The organism is Nitratireductor alexandrii, assembly GCF_004000215.1.
GTDB lineage: Bacteria > Pseudomonadota > Alphaproteobacteria > Rhizobiales > Rhizobiaceae > Mangrovimarina > Mangrovimarina alexandrii.
Window position 1 is genome coordinate 131,361 of the sequence record NZ_RBVY01000006.1, and the last position, 24,601, is coordinate 155,961.

General features: G+C 63.9%; 18 protein-coding genes. 2 read left to right on the top strand and 16 right to left on the bottom strand.

Annotation, left to right across the window (positions count from 1 at the left end; translation table 11 throughout):
• Positions 1–71: 71 nt before the first annotated feature.
• The 16 genes from EP380_RS15160 to EP380_RS15235 form a co-directional block, all read right to left on the bottom strand.
• Complete coding sequence (locus tag EP380_RS15160; RefSeq protein ID WP_127599206.1) at positions 72–1,469, bottom strand: NAD(P)(+) transhydrogenase (Re/Si-specific) subunit beta; 1,398 nt, start codon at positions 1,467–1,469, stop codon at positions 72–74.
• Positions 1,470–1,479: 10 nt separating this feature from the next.
• Positions 1,480–1,899 (bottom strand): NAD(P) transhydrogenase subunit alpha part 2, encoded by a 420-nt coding sequence (locus EP380_RS15165; RefSeq protein ID WP_106571950.1) that lies wholly within the window; start codon positions 1,897–1,899, stop codon positions 1,480–1,482.
• Positions 1,899–3,206: a Re/Si-specific NAD(P)(+) transhydrogenase subunit alpha gene (locus EP380_RS15170; protein ID WP_106571951.1), complete on the bottom strand. Its 1,308-nt coding sequence runs from the start codon at positions 3,204–3,206 to the stop codon at positions 1,899–1,901. Before EP380_RS15170 ends, EP380_RS15165 begins: the two co-directional genes overlap by 1 nt.
• A 78-nt stretch (positions 3,207–3,284) precedes the next feature.
• Positions 3,285–3,512: an aa3-type cytochrome c oxidase subunit IV gene (locus tag EP380_RS15175; RefSeq protein ID WP_106571952.1), complete on the bottom strand. Its 228-nt coding sequence runs from the start codon at positions 3,510–3,512 to the stop codon at positions 3,285–3,287.
• A gap of 113 nt (positions 3,513–3,625) precedes the next feature.
• Positions 3,626–6,031, bottom strand: coding sequence for a vWA domain-containing protein (locus tag EP380_RS23940; protein WP_420845870.1), 2,406 nt, complete (start codon positions 6,029–6,031; stop codon positions 3,626–3,628).
• Positions 6,032–6,187: 156 nt separating this feature from the next.
• On the bottom strand, positions 6,188–7,021 hold the full coding sequence (locus EP380_RS15185; protein ID WP_127599207.1) for an ABC transporter ATP-binding protein: 834 nt from the start codon (positions 7,019–7,021) through the stop codon (positions 6,188–6,190).
• 68 nt (positions 7,022–7,089) lie between these two features.
• Positions 7,090–8,385 (bottom strand): ABC transporter substrate-binding protein, encoded by a 1,296-nt coding sequence (locus tag EP380_RS15190; RefSeq protein WP_127599208.1) that lies wholly within the window; start codon positions 8,383–8,385, stop codon positions 7,090–7,092.
• A 74-nt stretch (positions 8,386–8,459) separates the two neighbouring features.
• Positions 8,460–9,536, bottom strand: a complete 1,077-nt coding sequence (locus tag EP380_RS15195) for a branched-chain amino acid ABC transporter permease (RefSeq protein ID WP_106571956.1) — start codon at positions 9,534–9,536, stop codon at positions 8,460–8,462.
• A complete protein-coding gene (locus tag EP380_RS15200; RefSeq protein ID WP_127599209.1) occupies positions 9,536–9,916 on the bottom strand; it encodes a VOC family protein in 381 nt (126 codons plus the stop codon). Before EP380_RS15200 ends, EP380_RS15195 begins: the two co-directional genes overlap by 1 nt.
• A complete protein-coding gene (locus EP380_RS15205; RefSeq protein WP_127599210.1) occupies positions 9,916–10,917 on the bottom strand; it encodes a branched-chain amino acid ABC transporter permease in 1,002 nt (333 codons plus the stop codon). The genes EP380_RS15200 and EP380_RS15205 overlap by 1 nt, the downstream gene beginning before the upstream one ends.
• 23 nt (positions 10,918–10,940) lie before the next feature.
• Positions 10,941–11,771: an ABC transporter ATP-binding protein gene (locus EP380_RS15210; RefSeq protein WP_106571959.1), complete on the bottom strand. Its 831-nt coding sequence runs from the start codon at positions 11,769–11,771 to the stop codon at positions 10,941–10,943.
• Positions 11,768–13,753: an AMP-dependent synthetase/ligase gene (locus EP380_RS15215; protein ID WP_127599211.1), complete on the bottom strand. Its 1,986-nt coding sequence runs from the start codon at positions 13,751–13,753 to the stop codon at positions 11,768–11,770. Before EP380_RS15215 ends, EP380_RS15210 begins: the two co-directional genes overlap by 4 nt.
• Before the next feature lie 304 nt (positions 13,754–14,057).
• Positions 14,058–14,732, bottom strand: a complete 675-nt coding sequence (locus EP380_RS15220; protein ID WP_127599212.1) for a Crp/Fnr family transcriptional regulator — start codon at positions 14,730–14,732, stop codon at positions 14,058–14,060.
• 73 nt (positions 14,733–14,805) lie between these two features.
• Positions 14,806–15,585 carry an N-acyl amino acid synthase FeeM domain-containing protein gene (locus tag EP380_RS15225; protein ID WP_238719883.1) on the bottom strand — a complete coding sequence of 260 codons (780 nt, stop codon included), beginning with the start codon at positions 15,583–15,585 and terminating at the stop codon, positions 14,806–14,808.
• Between the two features lie 248 nt (positions 15,586–15,833).
• Complete coding sequence (locus tag EP380_RS15230; protein WP_127599213.1) at positions 15,834–18,143, bottom strand: putative bifunctional diguanylate cyclase/phosphodiesterase; 2,310 nt, start codon at positions 18,141–18,143, stop codon at positions 15,834–15,836.
• A gap of 147 nt (positions 18,144–18,290) precedes the next feature.
• Positions 18,291–21,767 carry an indolepyruvate ferredoxin oxidoreductase family protein gene (locus tag EP380_RS15235; protein WP_127599214.1) on the bottom strand — a complete coding sequence of 1,159 codons (3,477 nt, stop codon included), beginning with the start codon at positions 21,765–21,767 and terminating at the stop codon, positions 18,291–18,293.
• Between the two features lie 427 nt (positions 21,768–22,194).
• Here EP380_RS15235 and EP380_RS15240 point away from each other — a divergent pair, with 427 nt between their 5' ends.
• Both EP380_RS15240 and EP380_RS15245 read left to right on the top strand, forming a co-directional pair.
• Positions 22,195–22,776 carry a TRAP transporter small permease subunit gene (locus EP380_RS15240; protein WP_127599215.1) on the top strand — a complete coding sequence of 194 codons (582 nt, stop codon included), beginning with the start codon at positions 22,195–22,197 and terminating at the stop codon, positions 22,774–22,776.
• The gene (locus tag EP380_RS15245) at positions 22,769–24,577 is read left to right on the top strand and encodes a TRAP transporter large permease (protein WP_127599216.1); all 1,809 of its coding nucleotides are present in this window, start codon (positions 22,769–22,771) and stop codon (positions 24,575–24,577) included. The genes EP380_RS15240 and EP380_RS15245 overlap by 8 nt, the downstream gene beginning before the upstream one ends.
• The last annotated feature ends 24 nt before the right edge of the window (positions 24,578–24,601 follow it).

Consider the following 24,601-nt stretch of genomic DNA (forward strand, 5'->3'; position numbering starts at 1 on the left):
CCGGTGCGCGCGCACCGGCCCGTGTCATGTGATGGAGAAAATTGCGATACGGCCGAAACGGCGAGGATCGCTCAGTGATCCATCGCCTTGACGATGTCCTCGGTCATCTTCTTGGCATCGCCCAGAAGCATCATCGTGCCGTCCTTGTAGAACAGGGTGTTGTCGATGCCGGCATAGCCCGAGCCGAGCGAACGCTTGACGAACAGGCAGGTGCGCGCCTTGTCGACGTCGAGGATCGGCATGCCGTAGATCGGCGAGGATTTGTCGTCGCGCGCCGCCGGGTTGGTGACGTCGTTCGCCCCGATCACGTAGGCAACGTCGGCCTGGGCGAACTCGGAGTTGATGTCCTCCAGTTCGAACACCTCGTCATAGGGCACGTTGGCCTCGGCCAGGAGCACGTTCATGTGGCCCGGCATGCGGCCGGCGACCGGATGAATGGCGTACTTGACCTCCACGCCGGCTTCCTTGAGCTTGTCGGCCATCTCGCGCAGCGCGTGCTGCGCCTGGGCGACCGCCATGCCGTAGCCCGGCACGATGATGACCTTTTGCGCATTCGCCATCAGATAGGCCGCGTCGTCGGCCGAGCCCTGCTTGACCGTGCGCTCGATGCCATCGTCCGCCGCCGCAGCGGTCTCGCCGCCGAAACCGCCGAGAATGACGGAGATGAAGGAGCGGTTCATGCCCTTGCACATGATGTAGGACAGGATCGCGCCCGACGAGCCGACCAGCGCACCGGTGATGATCAGCGCCAGATTGCCGAGCGTAAAGCCAATGCCGGCCGCCGCCCAGCCCGAATAGGAGTTGAGCATCGATACGACCACCGGCATGTCGGCGCCGCCGATCGGGATGATGATCAGCACGCCGAGCGCCAGCGACAGCACCACGATCAGCCAGAAGACGGTCGTCGACTGCGTCGTCACCAGCATGATGATCAGCACCACCAGGCCGATGGCCAGCGCCGCGTTCACCACGTGCCGCATCGGCAGCATGATCGGCTTGCCCGACATGCGCCCGTCGAGCTTGAGGAAGGCGATGATCGAGCCGGTAAAGGTGATCGCGCCGATGGCGACTCCCAGGCTCATCTCCACCAGAGCCTGGGCATGGATGGCCCCGACCTCGCCGATCCCGAAACTCTCGGGCGCGTAAAGCGCCGCCGCAGCGACCATCACCGCCGCCAGGCCAACGAGCGAGTGGAAGGCGGCGACAAGCTGCGGCATCGCCGTCATCGCGATGCGCTTGGCGATCACCGCGCCGAGACCGCCGCCGATCGCGATGCCGGCGACGATAAGCACGAACCCGCCAAAGGAGGGCGTGGCCAGAGCCAGCGTCGTTATGATGGCGATCGCCATGCCGATCATGCCGTAGAGATTGCCCTGCCGGCTGGTGGTCGGGTGCGACAGGCCACGGAGCGCCATGATGAACAGCACGCCGGAAACGAGATAGAGGAAGGAAGCGAGGTTCACGCTCATCGACTTGGCCTCACTTCTCTTTTTTCTTGTACATGGCCAGCATGCGCTGGGTGACCAGGAAACCGCCGAAAATATTCACCGAGGCGAGCACCAGGGCGATGAAGCCGAACCCGGTTGCCAGTCCCGAGGCCGAGATGCCGACCGCCAGCAGCGCGCCGACCACGATCACCGAGGAGATCGCGTTGGTGACCGACATCAGCGGCGTATGCAGCGCCGGCGTCACCGACCACACCACGTAGTAGCCGACGAAGATCGCGAGCACGAAAATGGCGAAACGGAACACGAACGGGTCGATCGCTCCGCCGGTCGCCGCATGGGCGATCCCGCCAGCCGCATCGGCCGCCGTATCGGCCTCCTGAAGCGCCAGCCGCGCCGCGGCCGAGGCCTGGTCAAGCTGGTCGAGCGCCTGTTCCAAAGCGGATTTTTCCATCAGGCATCTCCCTTCGGCTTTGCGTCGCTGACCGGCTGCGCTGCAGCGGGTTTCTTCGCCGGCGCCTTTTTCGGCGGCGTTTTGCCGGCAGCCGGCTTCTTGGCCGCCGGTGCCTTGGTGGCTTGCTTGGTCGAGGCAGGCTTCTTGGCGGCGGGCTTTTTCGTCGCCGGCGCGGTTTGGGCACCGGCGAAATTCGCATGCACGACCGCGCCGTCATGGGTCAAAAGCGTCGCCTTGACCAATTCGTCCTCGCGATTGAGCGACAGCGCCTGCTTGTCCTTATCGATCATCGTTTCCAGGAAGGCGAACAGGTTTTTCGCATAAAGCAGCGACGCCGAAGCAGCCACCCGGCCGGGCACGTTGAGGTGGCCCACGATCTTGACGCCGTTCGCGGTGGTGACGACCTCGCCCGCCTTGGCGCCCTCGACATTGCCGCCGCGCTCGACTGCCAGATCGACGATCACCGAACCCGGACGCATCGACTTCACCATCTCGCCCGACACCAGTCTCGGCGCCGGGCGGCCCGGAATCAGCGCGGTGGTGATGACGATGTCCTGCTTGGCGATATGCTCTGCGACCAGCTCGGCCTGCGCCTTCTTCTCCGCGTCCGTCAGTTCGCGCGCATAGCCGCCCTCGCCGGATGCGTCCTTGAGGGCGTCGGTCATGATGAACTTGGCGCCGAGCGAGGCGACCTGTTCGCCGGCCGCCGCGCGCACGTCGGTCGCCGTCACCACCGCACCCAACCGGCGCGCGGTGGCGATCGCCTGCAGGCCGGCAACGCCGGCGCCCATCACGAACACCTTGGCCGCGGGCACGGTCCCGGCCGCCGTCATCATCATCGGCAGCGCGCGGTCATATTCGCCGGCCGCGTCGATCACAGCCTGATAGCCGGCAAGGTTGGCCTGCGAGGACAAAACGTCCATCGACTGCGCGCGCGTGATGCGCGGCATGAATTCCATCGCCAGCGCCGACACGCCCGCCTTGGCCATCGCCTCGACAGCGGCCTCGTTGCCGTAAGGGTCCATGGTGGCAAGCACCACAGCTCCCTTCTTGTAGGTTTTGAGCTCGGCCGCGCCCGGCCGACGGACCTTCAGGACGATGTCAGCCTTGCCGGCATCGCCGGCCTTGCCGATCGAGGCACCGGCCTTGATGAAATCTTCATCGGGAATGCGCGACCCTGTGCCGGCGCCCTTTTCCACCACCACCGTGAAGCCAAGCCCGCAAAGCCGCTTGGCCGTATCGGGGGAAGCGGCGATACGGTCCTCGCCGGCCTCAAGTTCGCGTGGCACGAAAACTGTCTGTCCCACCGCCTACTCCCTTCCGGTTGGAATGCGCCTGCCATCCGCTGCGGCGGGGCCCTCCCCGGGGTCCGCCGTGCCGTCGTGTCAGCGCAGGATATATGCCGCCAGGGCAACCACGATCAGGAAAAGGATCGTGGACGCGATGAACCCGCCGCCGGCGAAAAAGCCGAAAGCCATCGCAATCAGGATCGCAGCACAAACGATGGAGCCGTATTTCGTCAGCGACACGAACATCCCATAGGTCTTTTCGTGCTCACTGTAATCCATATCCGCGCCTGTTTCGACCGGACCGGTCGGCATATTCTCGGCCATGTGCAAACCCCGTTAGAGACCTTCCGCTGCGCACATAGCGAAAAGCCGTGCCAAGAGCAATGGCGCGCGCCCCTTGCGGATCGTCGCAGGCAGGATCGCGCGCCCGCCCGCTCCTATTCAACGACCAGCTCGGTCTCGTAGAGCACCACGCGGCTGTGGCCGCTATGGTAGCGCAGCTGATAAGTGCCCGGCTCGGCCGGCGCCTTGATGCGGACGGTCTTGCCGTCATAGTCGCCGCCGATCAGCCGCGCGGAAGCGAGTACCTTGCCCTTGCCGGCCTTGGCCGCCGGATCGAATAGCTGCACGGCGTCGCGCGCGGCACCCGGCCCCACCCAGGCGACCTCGAAGAACTGCGCCGCCGGCACGGAAGCCGGCGCGTCAAGCGCGACCTCCATCGCCTCAACGACGATCGGGCGCTCGGCAAGCACCTTGCGACCGTCGCCGCTGAAATAGCGCAATACGTAGTCGCCGGCGATCGCCGGCACCACGAGACGCACGGACTGCGCATCCATGTCGCCGCCTACGATGCGCTGGCTGGTCTCGACCGCACCCTGACCGGCTTTGGCGTTCGGGTCGAAGATCTGGACGGCGTCACGGCGAGCGCCCGGCCCCTGCCATTTGATCTCGACGGTGTGCCCGATCAGCGCCGTGTCGGGCGCCTCCAGCGCGACCGCGATCTCCTCGACGGCGATCGGGCGCGTGGCGAGGACGGTGGAATTGTCGCCGTTATAATAACGCAGCAGATAGTCGCCCGCCGTCGCCGGCGCGTTGAGGGCGACGGTGCGCTTGTCCATATCGCCGCTGACGATGCGCATCGAGGTCAGCACCTTTCCTTCGCCGGCGCGCGCCTGCGGGTCGAAGATCTGGACGGCATCGCGCCGGGCCCCCGGTCCGGTCCATTCAACGGAGAAACGACGTCCCATCGGCACGGCGTCGGGCGCCGCGAGCGCGACCTCCGCCGCCGCCACAACGAGGGCGCGCGTTGCCAGCACGGTGCGGTTGTCGCCGTTGTAATAGCGCAGTTCGTAGCTGCCCGGTTTTGCCGGGGCATGAAGATCGACGCTGCGGGCGTCCATGTCGCCATTCACGATACGGCGCGACTCGACCACCTTGCCCGCGCCGTTGCCAGCTTGCGGATCGAATATCTGGATCGCGTCGCGGCGCGCGCCCGGCCCGGTCCAGGTGACGGTGAGACGCGTCGCGATCGCCACCTCGTCCGGGGCCTCCAGCGCAACCTCGGCGTCGAGCACCTCGATCTCGCGCGTGGCGAGAACGGCGCTGCCGTCGCCGCTGTAATAATGCAGTTGATAAAAGCCCGGATCGGCCGGCGCCACCAGCGCCACCGTGCGATTGTCGAACTCACCGTTGACCAGTCGACGCGAACGCAGAACCGCATTGCTGCCATCGGGCTTGCGCGGATCCACGATCCGGATCGCATCGCGACGCGCGCCGGGACCGACCCAGGCGACGGTGAAGGTTTTCGACAGACCGACCGTGGCCGGCGCGTCGAGCGAGACGGGCGCCTCGGCCACTTCCAACGGCCGTGTGGCAAGCACGGCGCGTCCGTCGCCCCGCCAATAGCGCACCTGATAGGCGCCCGGACGCACCGGCGCCAGCAGCGTGACCGCCTGCGCCGCGACGTCGCCGTTGACGACCCGGCGCGAGGCCACCACCCGGCCCTCGCCGTTGCGCGCCGCCGGATCAAAAATCTGGATCGCGTCACGACGCTCTCCCGGCCCGTCCCAAACAACCGTCAACGGCCTGCCGATCTCGACACCGTCCGGCGCCTCGAGCGCGGCAGCGGGCAGGTCGGCGGGCGCCGGCGTGGGGTCGGCCTCGGAGGCCGGATCGGCTCCAGCGGTCTCGGCTTCGGCGATCTCGGTCAGCGGCTGGTCGAGCGCCTCGCCAAGTTGGCCGGCGTCCTGGGCGGGCAAATAGAGCCCGCCGGTTTCCTCGGCCAGGCAGGCGACCTGTCGCCCCTCTTCGGCCGACAGGCCGAACCCCACGACATGGGCGGTGAAGTCGACGCCGGTCGCCTCCAGTTCGCGTCCCAGCGCGCACGGATCGGCGTTGCAGGTCTCGATACCGTCGGTGATCAGCACGACGGTTGCCTTGTCTTCGGTGAATTTCAGCGTCTCGGCCGCCAGCCTCACGGATGCCGACAGCGGCGTCTTGCCGAGCGGATTGAGACCGTCGGCGACCGCGCCGATCTCGGCCGCGCTGTCGGTGCCGGGCGCAACGAGCAGTTCGATATCGTCGCACTGACCCTTGCGCCGGTGGCCGTAGGCGATCAGCCCAAGCTCGACCTCGGACGGCAGATCGGCCAGCACGTCCTTCAACACCGCGCGCGCGATGCCGATCTTGGGCTCCTGGTCGATCCGGCCCCACATCGAACCGGACGCGTCGAGCACGATCATCGCGCGCTCGGCCGCCAGGGACGGCGCCGCGCCAAAGGCAAGACCCGCCATAGCCAGGGCAAACAGGCGCGACGCGCTCTGTGTCAACGTGCGAAGGGTCATGGTGCGATCTCCGGATGCGCGATGTCGATTCGCGTCATACAAGCCATCGCCTTCCGCAGGGTCAAGCCGTACCGGCGTTCAAACCGGAGGTCGATTCATCCGGCGCATGCTCCATGCGAGACATCGGCTTCTGCCATGGCCCCGCCACGACACGCGTCAGGCAAGCCAACGCTTGCGGCGCTTGTAGTGTTTGACGTTCTTGAACGAGCGGCGTCCCTCACCGCCTATCCCGAGATAGAATTCCTTGACGTCCTCGTTCTCGCGCAGCGATTTCGCCTCGCCGTCCATGACCACCCGGCCAGACTCCAGAATATAGCCGTATTTGGCGTAGCGCAGCGCAATATTGGTGTTTTGCTCGGCCAGAAGCAGCGAAACGCCCTGTTCCTCGTTGAGTTTTTTTACGATCTCGAAGATTTCCTCCACAAGTTGCGGGGCGAGCCCCATCGAGGGCTCGTCGAGCAGCACCATTTTCGGGCGCGACATCAGCGCGCGGCCGATCGCTGTCATCTGCTGCTCGCCGCCCGACGTGTAGCCGGCCATCGAGCCGCGCCGTTCCTTCAGACGCGGAAAATAATCGTAGACCATCTCCAGGTCCCGGCGCACATTGGCCGCACCGTCGCGCCGGGTGAAGGCGCCGGTCATCAGGTTTTCCTCGATCGTGAGATGGCCGAAGCAGTGGCGGCCTTCCATCACTTGGATGCAGCCGCGCCGCACCAGATCGCTGGGCGAGGACGACTCGATCCGCTCGCCGTCGAATTCGATACTGCCCTTGGTCACCTCGCCGCGTTCGGCGCGCAAAAGATTGGAGATTGCCTTCAATGTCGTCGTCTTGCCGGCGCCGTTGGCGCCCAAGAGCGCTACGATACCGCCGCGCGGCACCGACAGCGACACACCCTTCAAGACGAGAATGACGTGATTGTAGATCACCTCGATATTGCTGACCGAAAGGATCGTTTCGGCCTCGTTTTTGGCCAGTGCCGCGTCCGTCATGCGCAAATCCCGTCAAGCTGGCGGAAAGGACCCCGGCGGCGAACCGCCGGGGCAACACAGGATCAAGATCAGCTGCCGCAGTCGCGCGGCGTGATGTTGTTCTCCTTGGCGTAGGCCTCCGAATCCTCCTTGATCAGAGCGTCGACGACCTCGCGGTCGGCCCCCATGAAGTCGGTGACCAGCGACCAGCTCTTGGCCTCGGCGTCCCATTGCTGGATGGCACCCAGGCCGGGTCCGCCATGATTGGCGCAGGTGACGGCGATTTCGGGAGCGAACCCCGGCAGGCCCAGTTCCGTCATGCGCGCCTCGTCGACCTTGAGCGCTTCCATGCCGTCACGCACCATATCCGCCGTGAGGTCCTTGGTGTCATGCATCTTCATGGCCGTGCGCGCCGCTTCGGTGGCGAGCATCGCCGCGTAGAGACCGCGATTATAGAGCACCTCGCCGACATGGCTGCCGTCGCCGGCCGCCTTGCCCGCGTCGGTGACGTGTTTCTTGAGGTCCTCGAACACTGGGAAGTCCGTCCCCACGCCGTGGAAGGTGACCGCCTTGTAGCCGTTGGCGCCGGCGCCCGCCGGCAGCACGTCGTTTTCGGAACCGGACCACCACACGCCGATGAAATGATCCATCGGGAAGCGGATATTCGCCGCTTCCTGGATCGCGACCTGGTTCATCACGCCCCAGCCCCACATGGTGACATAGTCCGGACGGTCGCGGCGAATCTGCAGCCAGGTGGCCTTCTGTTCCTGCCCGGGATGGTCGACCGGATAGAGCGACAGCTCGAAACCGTGTTTCTTCGACAGTTCCTCGAGTGTGCGGATCGGCTCCTTGCCGTAGGCGGAATTATGATAGACGAGCGAGATCTTCTTGCCCGAGATGTCCCCGCCTTCCTCGTTCATGATGTGCTTGACGATGATGGAAGCGGCGTCCCAATAGGTGCCGGGATAGTTGAAGATATAGGGGAACACGGCACCGTTGGCCGCCGATGTCCGCCCGTATCCCATCGAATGGACGGGGATCTTGTCGGCCGTGGCCTTGGGGATCAGCTGGTAGGTGATGCCCGTCGACAGCGGCTGATAGATCAGCGACCCCTCGCCCTTGGTCGATTCATAACATTCCACACCCTTTTCGGTGTTGTAGCCGGTCTCGCATTCGATCATGCGGATCGTCTCGCCCTCGATACCGCCGTCGCGTTCGTTCAGCAGCGTCAGATAGTCGGCATAGCCGTCGGCAAACGGAATGCCGTTCGGCGCATAGGGGCCGGTGCGATAGCTCAGCGAAGGAAAGACCAGATCGGCCATCGCCGGTCCTGCTCCCACCGCCATCACGAGTGCAGCAGTTGTAAGAAACGTTTTCAGTCTCATTTGAAATCCTCCCATGGTGAGACTTTCTTTTTTGGCCCCGGCCTGGTTCGACCGGTTGGTTTCATTGTATCGCGCTAGTAGGGGAATGGCCAAAGCCTCAACTTTTCTTTTGTCAGGCGCCAGATCTGGGCCAGCCCGTGCGGCTCGACGATCAGGAAAAAGATGATCAGCGCACCGACGGTCATGATCTCGACATGAGCCGCCAGATCCGTCGACCATCCAAGTCCGCCGACCATTACGTTTTTCAGGAACACCGGGAACACAACGATGAAGGCCGCGCCCAGGAAGGACCCCAGGATCGAGCCGAGTCCGCCGATGATGATCATGAACAGCGCGTCGAAGGATTTGTCGATGCCGAACGCCTCGGTCACTTCGGCCGCCCCCAGATAGATGGCAAAGAACATCGCCCCGCCCATGCCGACATAGAAGGAGGAGATGGCGAAGGCCGACAGCTTGGCGTTGAAGGGCGAGATGCCCATGATCTGCGCGGCGATGTCCATGTCGCGCATCGCCATCCAGCTGCGTCCGAGCCGGCCGCGCGTGAGATTGCGCGCCACCCAGGCGAACACGAAGACGAAGGTCAGCGAGACCAGATAGGTCGCCCATGGCGGCGCGTCGGGACCGGTCACCGCCACACCGAACAGCGTACGCGTCGGCATGCTGATCTGGCCCGAGGCGGAGTAGTTGTAGAACCAGCCGAACTTGTTGAAGCACCAGACCAGGAAAAACTGCGCCGCGAGCGTGGCGACGGCCAGGTAAAAACCCTTGATGCGCAGCGAAGGCAGCCCGAACAACATGCCCACCCCGGCCGTGACCGCACCGGACAGGATGATGACCAGCACGATGTTGAGTTCGGGAAACGCGGTCGTCAGCTTGTAGCAGGCGAAGGCGCCGACAGCCATGAAGCCGCCCGTACCCAGCGAGACCTGCCCGCAATAGCCGGTCAGGATGTTGAGCCCGAGCGCGATCATCGACCACACCAGGAACGGCACGAGGATAGACTTTTCCCAATAACCGGTGATGAAGAACGGTACGACAGCGAAACAGAACGCCACGAACAGCCAGAACAGGATGCGTTCGCCGCGAATGGGAAAGGTCTGCATGTCGGCGACATAGGTGGTCTTGAAATCGCCGGCTTCGCGATAGAGCATCAGGCGTCCCCCCAGATCTTGGTGCCCTCGGCGAAATCCTCGCCCTGCGGCCCGACCAGGCAAAAACGATGTCCGCTCGGGGCTTGCATGATGATCCAACGTTCGCGCGTTTCGATCCGGCGCGCGCCGGCGGCCTCCAGCCTGTCGGCCTCGGCCTCGCGGTCGTCTGTTTCGATATCCATGTGAATGCGGGGCGTGTGTTCGACGGCCTGCAAAAGCAGGCGCGGCGAGCGGTCATAATCCCCCACACGGGCATATTTTCCGTCATCGTCGACGATCACCCGTTCGCCGAGCGCCGTGCTCCAGAACGCCGCGGCCTCCGACAGATCGCCCGTCTGACAATCGATCACGAACACGCCGGGCCTGCTCCTGTGTGTCATTAAACCCTCTCGATGATCTTTTCGCCGAACAGGCCCTGCGGTCTGAACAGAAGGAAGACGAGGGCGACGACATAGGCGAACCAGTTTTCGATCGCGCCGCCGACGAACGGGCCGACATAGAGCTCGGCCAGTTTTTCGCCGACCCCGATGATCAGGCCGCCGACGATCGCGCCGGGAATGGAGGTGAAGCCACCGAGAATGAGCACCGGCAGCGCCTTGAGCGCAATCAGCGACAGCGAGAACTGGACCCCGGATTTCGCGCCCCACATGATGCCGGCGACCAGCGCGACGAAGCCGGCGATCGACCACACGATCACCCAGATATTGCGCAGCGAGATACCGACCGACATGGCGGCCTGGTGATCGTCGGCGACGGCGCGCAGCGCCCGGCCGGTGGCCGTGTATTGCGAAAACAGCGTCAGCACCAGCACCAGCGCCACCGCCACCAGCGCCGCCACCACGTCGAGCTTGTCGATATACATGCCGAAATAGTCGGATCCTTCAGTCGCCCATTCCCGGGTCACGTCCTCGAGCCAGAACGAGCCGCCGGAGGGAATGCCGATGTCGAGCGCCTTGATGTCGGCGCCCCACATCAGATCGCCGAACCCTTCAAGGAAATAGGCCAGGCCGATCGTGGCCATGAACAGGATGATCGGTTCCTGGTTGACGAGATGCTTGAGCACCAGTTTTTCAAACAGATAGGCGAAGGCGACCATGACCACGAGTGTGCCGACGACCGCCACGAAAGCCGGAAGCGTCCAGCCGAAATGGTGGAATTCGGTCCCGAAGATCGCATTGATCAGATGCGAAAACGGCACCTGTCCGGTCTGCAGCCCGACCAGCGTCAGCGCCGCAAACAGCGCCATCACGCCCTGCGCGAAATTGAAGATGCCCGACGCCTTGAAGATCAGCACGAAGCCGAGCGCGACCAGCGAGTACATAACACCGGTCATCAGCCCGTTCAGGACCGTTTCGAGGAAATACAGAAAGCCCGGGCTCATGTGACAGCGTTCTCCTGGAGCCGTTATTCGTGCGGAACGCCGAGATAGGCGTCGATGACATCCTGGTTCTTCGACACCTCCTCGGGCGATCCGTCGCCGATCTTGCGACCGTAATCGAGAACGACCACGCGGTCGGAAATGTCCATGACGACGCCCATATCGTGCTCGATCAGCGCGATCGTGGTCCCGAACTGGCTGTTGACGTCGAGGATGAAGCGGCTCATGTCCTCCTTCTCCTCCAGATTCATGCCGGCCATCGGCTCGTCGAGCAGAAGCAGCGCCGGCTCGGCCGCCAGCGCCCGGCCCAGTTCGACCCGCTTTTGCAGGCCGTAGGGCAGACGCCCGACCGGCACCTTGCGGATGTGCTGGATTTCAAGGAAATCGATGATCTCCTCCACGCGATGGCGGTGCTCCAGCTCCTCGCGCAGCGCCGGGCCGCGCCAGACGGCCTGGGCGAAGAGATTGCTCTTTTGCAGCGTGATGCGGCCCGTCATGATGTTGTCGAGCGTCGTCATGCCCTTGAACAGAGCGATGTTCTGGAAGGTGCGCGCGATCCCCTGCCGGGCCGCGTCCGTGGTGCGCATAGCGCGACGCTCCACGCCGCGAAAGGTGATCGTGCCTTCCTGCGGCGTGTAGAACCCGTTGATGACGTTCAGCATCGAGGTCTTGCCGGCGCCGTTCGGACCGATAATGGCGCGGATCTCGCCCTTGCGGACATCGAAGGAGATCTTGGTGATCGCCTTGACCCCGCCGAAGCGCAGCGACACGTCCTTGACCTCGAGCAGCACGTCGCCCTTGGCAACACCGTCGTCGCGGTGAACCTTCAACTCGCGTGGATCGACAGCCCGGTTCATTCGGCCGCCTCCCTCATCGGCTTGGGATCGAGGCCGTAGACGGGCGCATCAGCGATCCGCACCAGAGCCTTGAGACTGCCCTTGCGGCCGTCCTCGAACGTCACCTCGGTCTCGACATGTTTTTCGCTCGTGCCGTCGTAGAGCGCCTCGATCAGCTCGCCGTAGCGCTCGGCGATGAACGAACGGCGCACTTTCTGGGTGCGGGTCAGTTCGCCGTCATCGGCGTCGAGTTCCTTGTGCAGGACCAGAAAGCGGCGGATCTGCGAGGCGGCCATCAGTTCCTCTTCGGCCAGCGAACGGTTCACCGCGTCGACATGGGCGGCCATGTTCTTGTAGACGTCGGGATGGCCGGCCAGCTCCTGATAGGAGCCGTAGGAGACGTTGTTGCGTTCGGCCCAGCTTCCGACCGCTTCCAGGTCGATATTGATGAACACCGCGCAGAAATCGCGCCCGTCGCCGAAGGCGACTACCTCTTTGACGTCCGGATAAAATTTCAGCTTGTTCTCGATGTATTTCGGCGCAAACAGCGCCCCCGAGCGCAGCTTGCCGACATCCTTGGCCCGGTCGATGATCTTGAGATGGCCCTCGGCATCGAACAGCCCGGCATCGCCGGTGTGCACCCAGCCGTCCTCGGTCTTGGTCGCGCGGGTCGCCTCCTCATTTTTGTAGTAACCGACGAAGACGCCATCCGAGCGATAGAGCACCTCGCCGTTTTCGGCGATCTTGACCTCCACGCCGGGCGACGGCAGGCCGACCGTATCGGCCCTGATCTTGCCGTCGGGCTGCGCGGTGATGTAGACGCAGGCCTCCGTCTGACCGTAAAGCTGCTTCAGGTTCAGTCCGAGGGCGCGGTAGAAACGGAACAGTTCCGGCCCGATCGCCTCGCCCGCCGTGTAGCCGACCCGCATGCGCGACAGGCCCATCCGGTTCTTGAGCGGCCCGTAGACCATCAGATCGCCGAGCCGGTATTTCACCCGGTCCCACACCCCGACGCTTTCGCCGTTGAGGATCGGCTCGCCGACCTTGCGCGCATGGGCGATGAAATAATCGAACATGCGCTTCTTCAGCGGTCCCGCATCCTCCATGCGCACCATGATCGCCGTCAGCAGGCCCTCGAACACCCGCGGCGGCGCGAAGAAATAGGTCGGAGCGATCTCCCGACGATCCTCCGTCACCGTTTCAGGACTTTCCGGACAGCTCACGCAATAGCCGGCCGTGTAGGACTGCGAATAGGAGAACACGTGATCGCCGACCCAGGCCAGCGGCAGATAGGCGATCGTCGTCTCATCGACGCCGAGATTGTCGAAGGCGTTGCCGTGCAGGGCGGACTTCACCAGATTGTCGTTGGACAGCATCACCCCCTTCGGGCGGCCGGTGGTGCCGGACGTATAGAGGATGATGCCGAGATCGTCGCCCGTACCGGCCTTCAGCGACGTCTCCCAGCGTGGCAAGGCGTCGGACGAGGCCGAGACCGCGGCAAGCCCGGCGTCACGCAGATCGGCATAGGAATGCAGGTGGGTATGATCGTAGTCGCGCAGGCCGCGCGGCTCGTCGTAGACGATGTGCTTCAAACTCGGCACGCTGTCGGAAACCGAAAGCAGCTTGTCGACCTGTTCCTGGTCCTGCGCGACGGCGAACTTCACCTCCGCATGGTCGAGCACGTAAGCCATCTCGTCAGCGACCGAATCGGCATAGACCGGCACCGGCACCCCGCCAAGCGACTGGATGGAAGCGAACGACCAGTAGAGCCGCGGCCGGTTCGCCCCGACCACGGCGACCTTGTCGCCGCGCGCGATCCCCAATGTTTCCAGACCGAGGGCGAAGGCTCGCACCTCGGCGAGCTGCTGCGCCCAGGTCCAGCTTTGCCAGATGCCGTAATCCTTGTGCCGCATGGCCGGGCGATTGCCGTACCGGTCGGCGTTCAGCAGCAGATACTTCGGAAACGTATCAAGAGTTCTGTCGGCGTCGGCCGCAGCAACCATCTCCCATCATCCTCCCGAACCCCGCCTTGTCTCTGCGGTTGGTCCACATTTATCGCGCGGCTTGGCCCAGCGCGCAAGTTCACCCATCTTGTCCGTTCGGCTAACCCGGCCGGCTTTTTGCGCATCCGGTCCGTCGTCAGCGCCTTAAAGGTAAAATCACACGAAGGATGGCAGAGATTCAATTTCACGATTGACAGACAAGGGAGGCGATGGTCTGCTATCGGTGCCGAGCTTTTGATTTCCGAGATACATAATCCGGTCCGCCCTTGCTCCCGCTGTGCCCCAGGGTGGTGACGCGCGGCGGTCAGGGTTCGTAGCGTTTCAGCTTTTCCAGCTTGACCACCCGGATGCGGCCGTGCTCGCACCGCAGCAACCCCTCTTCCTCCAGATCCTGCAGGGCGCGGTTGGCGACGGCCCGCGACACGCCTGCAAGCAGGCCGAGCTCCTCCTGGGAAATCTCGATCTCGTCCTTGACCGTCGGGTAAAGCACCGGGTTGAAGAACCAGGACAGGTTGCGGGCGACACGGGCGCGCGGGCTGAGAATACGATCATATTCGATCGTGGCGATGAACTGGCCCATGCGTTCGTTGAGCTGGCGAACAAGAAAACGGCTGAAGCCGCGGCTGTTTTCGTAGAGCCACATGAAGGTCGCGCGGTGCATCATCGCCAGACGGGTGTCGCGCAGCACGACCAGATCGTATTGGCGCGGCTCGCCTTTCAGCACCGAACCCTCGCCGAACCAGCTTCCCGAGGTCGCCCCGGCAAACGTCATCGCCTTGCCGTCGCTCGACACGGCCGAAATCTTGGCCAGGCCGTCGACGACACCGGTCCAATAGTCGAGCCTGTCGCCCCGATGACAGATATAGCTGCCCTTGGCGTAGTTTTTCTCGATGGTGCCGCGGCGCGCGCGCTCAAGTTCCTCGGCGGTAAGTTCTTCGGCCCAGATCGCGGTGCCGACGATGTCTTCCTTCGTGCCCATGTCTTTCCGGACTACCGTGCGACGGTGCCGTTATGAACGCGTGCGCGTCCTAAGACAAGCAGGGTGGGACGGCTCAGGCGGCCCGCTCCGACCGGCGCGCGGTCGGCAGCACCGTCAGCGGTGCGCGCGCGCCGGTGACCGGCCGGTCGAATAGCAGTCTCTGCTCCATGCGGGTCGACTTGAAGAACGGAAACCGGGCGAAGGACCGCTCCTCTATGGCATGCACGTTGGCCTGGAACAGCACCACCGGGTAATTGAGGCCCGGATAGTCGCGCAGCCCGCCGATCTGTTCCGACATATAGATGCGCCGGTAGAAGCCGGTATGGTCTTCCTGAATGGTCGACAAGCAGTAGGGCGCGTTGAAATGGAAACACGCCATGCCGGCGATGCGCAGCGTCAGATACGGGATCTGCGGATAGATCTGCGACCAGTCCGGATCGGCGGCAAAGCGGCTCGGATCGATGAAGGTGTCGCCGGCCCGAATGCGCGGATTAAGAATATCGCCGTAAACCGTCACCGACGGAGAGACCGGGTGCTTCTTGTTCACATGATGAATGCGGATCGTAGAAACCAGATTGCCGTCGATATAGATGCCGAAACGGTAGCAATTGTCGAGATCGTCGAGGGAATCGTGCACCGCCTGATCGGGCAGTTCCGGCACCATGTCGGCGGCGCGGTAGGATTTGTAGCGCAGCCGGTAGATGTCCTCCAGATCCTCGCCACCCTCCACGCGCCGATATTCGGTGCGCTCGAGCACGGCCAGCACGTTCCTGGCGAATGCGGAGATTTCCGAATGACTTTTCTGAGCCACCGCACGCAACTCAGCGCCCGGTAGTGCCGGATTCGCGTTCATGTCACTCAATTCCCCGTACCTCGTACATTCGACGGTAGACCAAGCGCCGGTCAAGTAAAGCTGAAACTTCTCATGGCGGCGTTTACTTAGCGTTAACGTTAACGCGATGATGGCCTATGGCGCGATCGCACCATGACGCGGCGTCACCCACGCAAGTGCCGGGAACGAAGGGCTGGAAAAGCCGTCATGGACGTGTTGCAGAAGGTTTCGGCATGCGGCCCGGGCCACCTTGCCGGGCGGTCCGGAACCTATCGCGCCGCGACCTGGGCGCTGCGCAGATCCTCGGCGAACGGCCACACCGTGTTGGACATGGTTTCGATGCCGGAGGCCGACAGCGCCGCGCCGAACAGGAACCCCTGCAGGAGATCGGGCTTGACCTCTTGCGACAGCAGCCGAAGTTGGTCGAAGGTCTCCACACCCTCCATCGTGACCCTGAGCCCGACCTGTCGCGACAGATGGACGACGCCCTTCAACAGTTCGCGCGAACGCCCGTCTTCGGTGACGTCCTTGAGGAAACTGCGGTCGATCTTGACCTTGTCGAGCGGCAGGGTGTGGAGATAGCTCAGGCTGGAATAGCCGGTGCCGAAATCGTCGAGCGCGATCCGCACCCCGAGATCGCGGATCTCCTGCAGATATTTGCGCGTCGACAGTTTGTCGTCGAGGATCGCCGTTTCGGTGACTTCGATCTCCAGCCGCTCCGGCGCCAGGCCGCTCTCGGCGAGCGCATCGGCGACGGTGGCGATGATATCGGAATCGCGAAAATCGCGCGCCGACAGATTGACCGAGACGCCGATCGGTTCGGGCCATTTGGCACATTCTCGGCAGGCGGCCTTCAAAACCTGGACGCTGATATCGGAGATAATGCCCATTTCTTCGGCCAGTGGAATGAAAACCCCCGGCGAAACCGCGCCGAGTTCGGGATGCTGCCAGCGGCACAACGCCTCGCAGCTTTCGATGCGCATGGAATCCATGCCCACGATCGGCTGGTAGACTACGCGCAGCGCATTCGCCTCGACCGCATTGCGCAAATCCGATTTCAGCATCTGCTTTTCGCGGAAGGCGGCATCCATCGACGTCTCGAAGAGCTGCCAGCCGTTCTTGCCGGTTTCCTTGGCCCGATAGAGCGCGAGATCGGCCTTCACCACCATGCCGTCGACGTCGCCGAACGCGACCGGCAGCAGCACCGCGCCCGCGCTCATCTGCACACGCAGCAGGTGACCGGCCACGTCGACCTCGTCGGCAAGCCCCTCGAAAATTCCGTCGAGAATCTGGCCGAGATGAAGTTCGTCGTGAACGCGGTCGAAATAGACGACGAATTCGTCGCCCCCGAACCGACTGACCTTGACGTCCTCGTCGGCGAAGCAGCCGAGCTTCTCGGCGATCGCGTAGATCAGCCCATCGCCGACGGGATGGCCGAGCGTGTCGTTGACCGTCTTGAAATCGTCCATGTCGAACACGGCGAGCGCGCAGTTGCGTTCGCGGTCGCCACCGGCCATCTGCTCGGCAACGATCTCCTGGAAATAGGCGCGGTTGGGCAGTCCGGTCAGCGTGTCGTAACGCGCCATGTGACGGATCTTCTCGTCCGCCTGAACCCGCTGGGTCACGTCCTCGAACGTGATCACCCCGAGTTCGTCGTGCCCCTCGCGCGCCGAGAATTCCAGATAGCGTCCGTCGGACAGGCTGACCAGCAGCTTTCGGGTGCGGCCTTCGCGCAGGGCGCGGGTGAGCTGGCCTTCGACGAAACCGCAATCCTTGTAGGAGATCAGTCCCCCCGCCGCGCCCCGCATCAACAGCGCCTTGAGCGAGCGTCCGACCAGATGGTCGGGCGTGGCAACCGACATCAGTTGTGCGGCCTCGGCATTGGCCACGACGACGCGGCTGTCGGGGCCCAGCATCACCAGCCCATGCGACATGGTGTTGAGCGCCCGGTTGAAGCGCTGCGCGAGCCGGTTTGCCTTCTTCTCTTCCGAAAGCGCCGAAAACAGCACTTCGCGCACCGTGTCGGCGAAGCGCCGGATGGCGAAGAAGAAGGGAAAGGCCATGCAGCCCAGAATGATGTGATAGATGTCGCCGCGCAGAATGAAACCGATCGAGATCGGCCACGTCATGGTCATGATGAAGATCATCACCATGCGCGGCGACCCGTAATTGCGTCCGGCGATCGACGTCGCGGAGGCCAGCGTCACCGCCACGGAGGCGATTTCGGCAAAACTGTCATGGGCCAGATAGATGCCCACAAAGCAGAAAAAGCCCAGCATGAAACCATGCATGGACCCGAACACGATATAGTCTCTCTCGCGTGCCTTGGCCTCGGCGGCGCTCGCCGGCGGAGGGCGGTTGCTGTATTTGCGGATATTGCGCAACCGCAGAATACCGACCATGACCATGGCGACGGCGACCAGAAGATAGAGCGGATCCCCGGTTTTCCAATAGCATAGGACGACGAGCAGGGTCTGGGCGACGAGACCGATCGACAGCGTCAGCCCGTCGCGGAAAAGCGTTTCCACGAACGGGATGTAAATATCGACCGGGATGTCGCGCTTCTTGATCCTGTCCATGCCGTGGTCCGCTCAGGAAGCCGGACTATGGCACGGTCCTGTTAATAAAACGCTTCCCGCGCGTGTGGCCGCGCGCGCCGTCCAAAGTTGCACCGGCTGCGACGGTCTCGGTCCAATACCTGTCTCACCGGGGTGCCGAGGCGACCGCTATTCCGCCGCTTCCAGCGTTGCGGCCGCGTCACCGGCCTTGAAACGGGCAAGCAGCCGCGTCCTTTCCTCCGCCGCCTTGCGCGCATTGGCATCCTTGACGTGGCCATATCCCTTGACGATCTGCGGCAGGCTGGCAAGGGCGGCTGCGGCCTCGGCGCGCTCGGGCGTCAGACCGGATAGCACCATGTCGAGATCGGCTTCGTACTCGGCCAGGAGACGACGTTCCATGCGCCGCTCCTGCGAATAGCCGAACAGGTCGAGCCGGGTGCCACGCAGCCCCTTCATGGCGGCGAGCAGGCGAAACGCACGCATCATCCAGGGTCCGAAAACGGTCTTTTTCGGCCGGCCGTCGGCGCCCTTTCTGCCCATGATCGGCGGTGCCAGATGGAATTCGAGCCGGTCGTAGCTTTCGAACTCCGCCGAGAGCTGCCTGGCGAACGACCCGTCCGTATAAAGCCGGGCGACCTCGTATTCGTCCTTGACCGCCATCAGCTTGAACAGGTTGCGCGCCACCGCCTCCGTGACAACGCTCGAGCCGGGAACTGTTTCGGCCTCCTTCGCCTGCACAGCCGCGACCCGCCTGCGGTAACGCTCGCCATAGGCCCGGTCCTGGTAGGCGGCAAGAAACGCGGCGCGGCGCGAAACGATCTCGTCCAGCGTGTCGGCCGGTTTTTCGGCACTCGCGGCGGCGCCGGCCCGCCCGATCAGCTCGCGCACGAATGCCGGCTCGTGCGCGGCCCGTCGCCCCCAGCGGAACGCATCGACATTCATGGCCACCGCCTGGCCGTTGAGCGCGATCGCTTGTTCGATCGCCTCGGCCGAGACCGGCAGTCCGCCATGCTGATAGGCCATGCCGAGCATGAACATATTGGCGCCGAGCGAATTGCCGAACAGGGCCGCGGCCGCACGCGTGGCGTCGAAGAAATGAGCCTTGTCTGCGCCCGCGGCCGCCCGGATCGCCTTTTTCAGCCTCTCGGCCGGCAGCGAAAATCCCGGCGATCGGGCGAAGTCGCCTGGCATGATCTCGGCCGTGTTGGCGATGAACACGGTCTCGTTCTCGCGCACGGCCGACAGCACCTTCTTGGAGCCCGAGACGACCAGGTCGCAGCCCAGCACCATGTTTGCCTTGCCGGCCGAGACCCGGATGGCGTGGACCGCCTCGGGCGTCTCGGCGATGCGCACATGGGTAAACACCGCCCCGCCCTTCTGGGCCAGGCCGGCCATGTCGATCAGGCCGCAGCCCCGCCCTTCCAGATGCGCGGCCATGCCGAGAACCGCCCCGACAGTCACGACGCCGGTACCACCGATGCCGTCGATGATCCCCGACCAGCCGCCGGAAAGCGACGACAACGCGGGTGCGGGCACGCCCTCCAGCGGATCGACCGAACCGGCAATGCCCTGCGATTTGCGGATTTTTGCCCCGTGCACCGTGACGAAGGACGGGCAAAAACCGTTGACGCAGGAGAAATCCTTGTTGCAGCTCGACTGGTCGATGCGCCGTTTGCGCCCGTATTCTGTCTCCACCGGCTGGATTGACACGCAGTTGGACTGGACGCCGCAATCGCCGCAGCCCTCGCACACGAGTTCGTTGATGATGACGCGCTTGTCGGGATCGGGATAGGTGCCACGCTTGCGCCGGCGCCGTTTTTCCGCCGCGCAGGTCTGGTCGTAAAGCAGCACCGACACGCCCTTGACCTCGCGCAATTCGCGCTGCACTGGGTCGAGATCGTCGCGATGATGGATCGTCGCTCCGCTGGGAAAGCGTGCCGCGCCTGCATATTTGTCGGGTTCGTCGGTGACGATCGCGATGCGCGCCACCCCTTCGGCGCGCATCTGGTTGGCGATCATTTCCACACTCAGCGGGCCCTCGTGCGGCTGCCCACCGGTCATGGCAACGGCGTCGTTGTACAGAATCTTGTAGGTAATGTTGGCGCCCGAAGCGATCGCGAAGCGCACCGCCAGCGATCCGGAGTGATTGTAAGTGCCGTCGCCGAGATTCTGGAAGATGTGCGCGCGCTTGGAAAACGGCGCCTGGCCGACCCATTGCGCGCCCTCCCCGCCCATCGCGGTGAAGCCGACCGTGTTGCGGTCCATCCAAAGCGCCATGAAATGGCAGCCGATGCCCGCGCCGGCGATCGAGCCGTCGGGCACCTTGGTGGAGGAGTTGTGCGGGCAACCGGAACAAAAATAGGGCGTGCGACTGGCCACGTCTGTGCTCTCGGCCAGCATGGCCTGGAACTGTTTGAGACGGTTGACCCGGGCCGCGATCTCCTCCGAGGGCCCGATCACCTTGAGGATCCGCTCGCCGATGGCGATGGCGATGTCGTTGGGATCGAGCGCCCCCTTGGCAGGAAACAGCCAATCGCCGCGCTCGTCCTTCTTGCCGACGACCACCGGCTGCATGGCGGTTCCGTAGAGGTCCTCGCGCACCTGAACCTCGATCAGCGACCGCTTTTCCTCCACGACGATGATCATCTCCAGGCCACGCGCGAAATCGCGTATGTGCTCGAGGTCGAGCGGCCACGGACAGGCGACCTTAAACAGGCGCAGACCGATGCGTTCCGCCCCGGCCTCGTCGATGCCGATATCCTCCAGCGCCTGACGCACGTCGAGATAGCTCTTGCCGACGGTGATGATGCCGATCTTGGGTGTGCGTCCCCCCGAATAGACGATCTTGTTGAGATTGTTGACGCGGATGAAGGCCGCCGCCGCAGCCCGCTTATATTCGTGCAACCGGGCTTCCTGCCCCATCTGGTCGAGTTCGTGGCGGATATTGAGCCCGCCGGGCGGCATGTCGAACTCGGGCAGGACGACGTTCAGCCGGTCGAGCGCGACATCGACCGAACCGGTCGATTCGATATTGTCCTTCACGCATTTCATCGCCGACCATGTGCCGGCGAAACGCGACAGCGCGAAGCCGTAGAGCCCGTAATCGACCAGTTCCTGGACCCCGGCCGGATTGAAGATCGGGATCATCGTGTCGACGAACAGGAACTCGGTCGCGTGCGCGTTGGTGGAGGATTCGGCCGTGTGGTCGTCGCCCATCAGGGCCAGCACGCCGCCGTGCCTGGACGAGCCGGCCAGATTGGCGTGCCGGAACACGTCGCCGGACCGGTCGACCCCCGGCCCTTTGCCGTACCAGAGCGAAAACACGCCGTCATGCTTGCCTTCGCCGAGCAGTTCGGTCTGCTGCGCGCCCCAGCACGCGGTCGCGGCCAGTTCCTCGTTGAGACCCGGCTGAAAGACGATGTTGGACTGCTGGAGTTCGGCCTTGGCCCGCCACAATTGCTGGTCGAGCCCGCCGAGCGGCGAGCCGCGATAGCCGGAGACGAAACCGGCCGTGTCCAGGCCGGCGCGCCGGTCGCACTCGCGCTGCATCAGCAGCATGCGGATGATCGCCTGCGCGCCGGACACATAGATGCGCCGCTTTGCCAGGTCGTATTTGTCGTCGAGCGAAACGTCGTGAAGGGTCATCGGTTCCTCCGCGATGCCCGCTGCCGCGCGAACATCGCTTTCCCGCAGGAGTGTTCAATTCCAGAGCCTCCGCGTCAAACAAATTTCGCAAAACCTGACACGGCGCAACATCGCTACCGGCACCAACGCGCCGATGGAAGATCGTAACCGCAGACGGGCCGGCGGCGTATTTTCCTTATCCGCGCGCAAGCCGGCCGAAAAGCCGCAACGCGACCGCCCCGCGATAAAAACCCCTAAGCCGAATTGGGGAGTAGGTTTGAACACCAATCGTCTTTGATTGAACGGTCAAAGCTGATAATCACGGCCGGGTCAGCTGGGAAAATTCCGGCGACCAGCCGGGCGGCAATCGACACAAGAGCCAAGAATGGCCGCTGCCCGACTTCGGGGAAACGCCCGCCTGGCGGGCGCATAAAACGGGAGGAAGTGCATGGCGGGTCTGCTCGCGCTCTCACGGCTTGTCGACACGATCAACGAATTTGTCGGCCGCCAGGTGTCGTGGCTCATCCTCGTCGCTGTCCTGATCAGCGCCGGCAATGCAAGCATCCGCAAGGCGTTCGACATTTCGTCGAATGCCTGGCTGGAACTGCAATGGTATCTCTACGGCACGGTGTTCATGCTCGCCGCCGCCTATACACTGCAGCGCAACGAACACGTGCGCATCGACATCCTGTCCAGCCGCCTGTCCAAGCGCACCCGCGACTGGGTCGACCTGATCTGCCACATCACCTTCCTGCTGCCCTTCGTGGTGCTGATGGTGTGGTTGTGCTGGCCCTGGTTCTGGTTGTCCTATCGCAGCGGCGAGATTTCGGCCAATGCCGGCGGCCTGGTGATCTGGCCGGCGAAGATGATGGTGCTGGCCGGCTTCATTCTCCTGACGGCGCAGGCGCTCTCGGAGATCGTCAAGCGTATCGCCGTCCTCCGCGGCGACATCGACGACCCCACCCCCTCGCATGACATGCCGCCTGCCGCCGAGGCCGCGATCGAGATGGAGACGAAGGCCCGTGATTGACTTCGTCGCCCACAATCTCGCACCCATCATGTTCGTGTGCGTGATGGCCATGTTGCTGATCGGCTATCCGGTCGCTTTCACGCTCGCCGCCGGCGGGCTGTTCTTCTTTGCCATCGGCGTCGAGATGTCGGCCATCTCGAGCGAAATCCGATTGTTCTGGCCGCTGCTGCAATCCCATCCCGAACGGGTCTACGGCATCATGTACAACGACACGCTGCTGGCGGTGCCGTTCTTCACCTTTATGGGGCTGATCCTGGAACGCTCGCGCATGGCCGAAGATCTGTTGGAGACGATCGGCCAGTTGTTCGGCCCGGTGCGCGGCGGCCTCGCCTTCGCGGCCGTGCTCGTCGGCGCGCTTTTGGCCGCCACGACCGGCGTGGTCGCGGCCTCGGTGATCGCGATGGGGCTGATCTCGCTGCCGATCATGATGCGCTACGGCTACAACAGAAGCGTGGCGACCGGGACGATCGCCGCCTCGGGCACGCTGGCACAGATCGTGCCGCCCTCGCTGGTGTTGATCGTCATGGCCGACCAGCTCGGCCGCTCGGTGGGCGACATGTATGTCGGCGCCCTGCTGCCGGCGCTAATCATCGTCGCGTTCTACTGTCTCTACGTGCTGATTCTCAGCCTGTTCCGGCCGGAATGGGTGCCGGCCCTGCCACCGGAAGCGCGCACGCTGGGCGGCGGCGTGACCTCGCTGGTGGCGGTCCTGGCGGCGGCGGTGGCGATCTACATGATCACCTACAACACCGTCTTCGCCGACATGCGCTACGAGGTCCGCCTGGTCTGGGCGGCGACCGTGGCAACGCTTGCCGCCTATCTGTTCAGCCTGATCAACCGGCAGTTCAAGCTCGGCATCTTGTCGCGCCTTGCCGAACAGGTGGTGATCGTGCTGATCCCGCCGCTGGCGCTGATCTTCCTCGTTCTGGGTACGATCTTCCTCGGCATCGCCACACCCACGGAGGGCGGCGCGATGGGGGCGACCGGGGCGCTGATCCTGGCGCTGGCGAAAGGGCGGCTCAACCTCACCGTCCTCAAGCAGGCACTCGATTCGACTACCAAGCTCGCCGCCTTCGTCATGTTCATCCTGATCGGCGCGCGCGTGTTCGGCCTGACCTTCTACGGCATCAACGGCAATATCTGGATCGAGGAACTGCTGTTGTCCCTGCCCGGCGGCGAATACGGCTTCCTCATCTTCGTTACCATCATCATTTTCATCCTGGGCTGCTTTCTCGATTTCTTCGAGATCGCCTTCATTGCCGTGCCGCTGCTGGCGCCGGCGGCCGAAGCCCTCGGGATCGACCTGATCTGGTTCGGCGTCATCCTGGGCATCAACCTGCAGACCTCGTTCCTGACGCCGCCCTTCGGCTTCTCGCTGTTCTACCTGCGCTCGATCGCACCGATGCGCGACTGGACCGACACCGTGTCGGGCCGGGTCCTGCCTGGAATCAAGACCTTCGAGATCTACAAGGGCGCCCTGCCCTATATCGTAATCCAGTTCATCATGATCCTGATCGTGATCTCGTTCCCGCAACTCGTCACGCACTACAAGTCGGCGCCGGGCGTCGGCGGCGGCGACGTCGAAATCAAGCTGCCTCCGCTCGGCCCGCCTCCGGCCGATGGCGGCGACGGCGACCAGCCCGCTCCGTTCGGCTTGCCGCCGCTTGGTATGCCCGACAACAGCAGCGGCGGCGAACAACCTGCGCCGTTTGGCCTGCCGCCGCTCAACCTGCAGCCCGAGGACACGCCGCCGAAGCCGGGCCCGGCGACAGATCTCAGCCAACCGCCGAAGATCGAATAGGCGGACAGTCGGTTCTGTTCATGC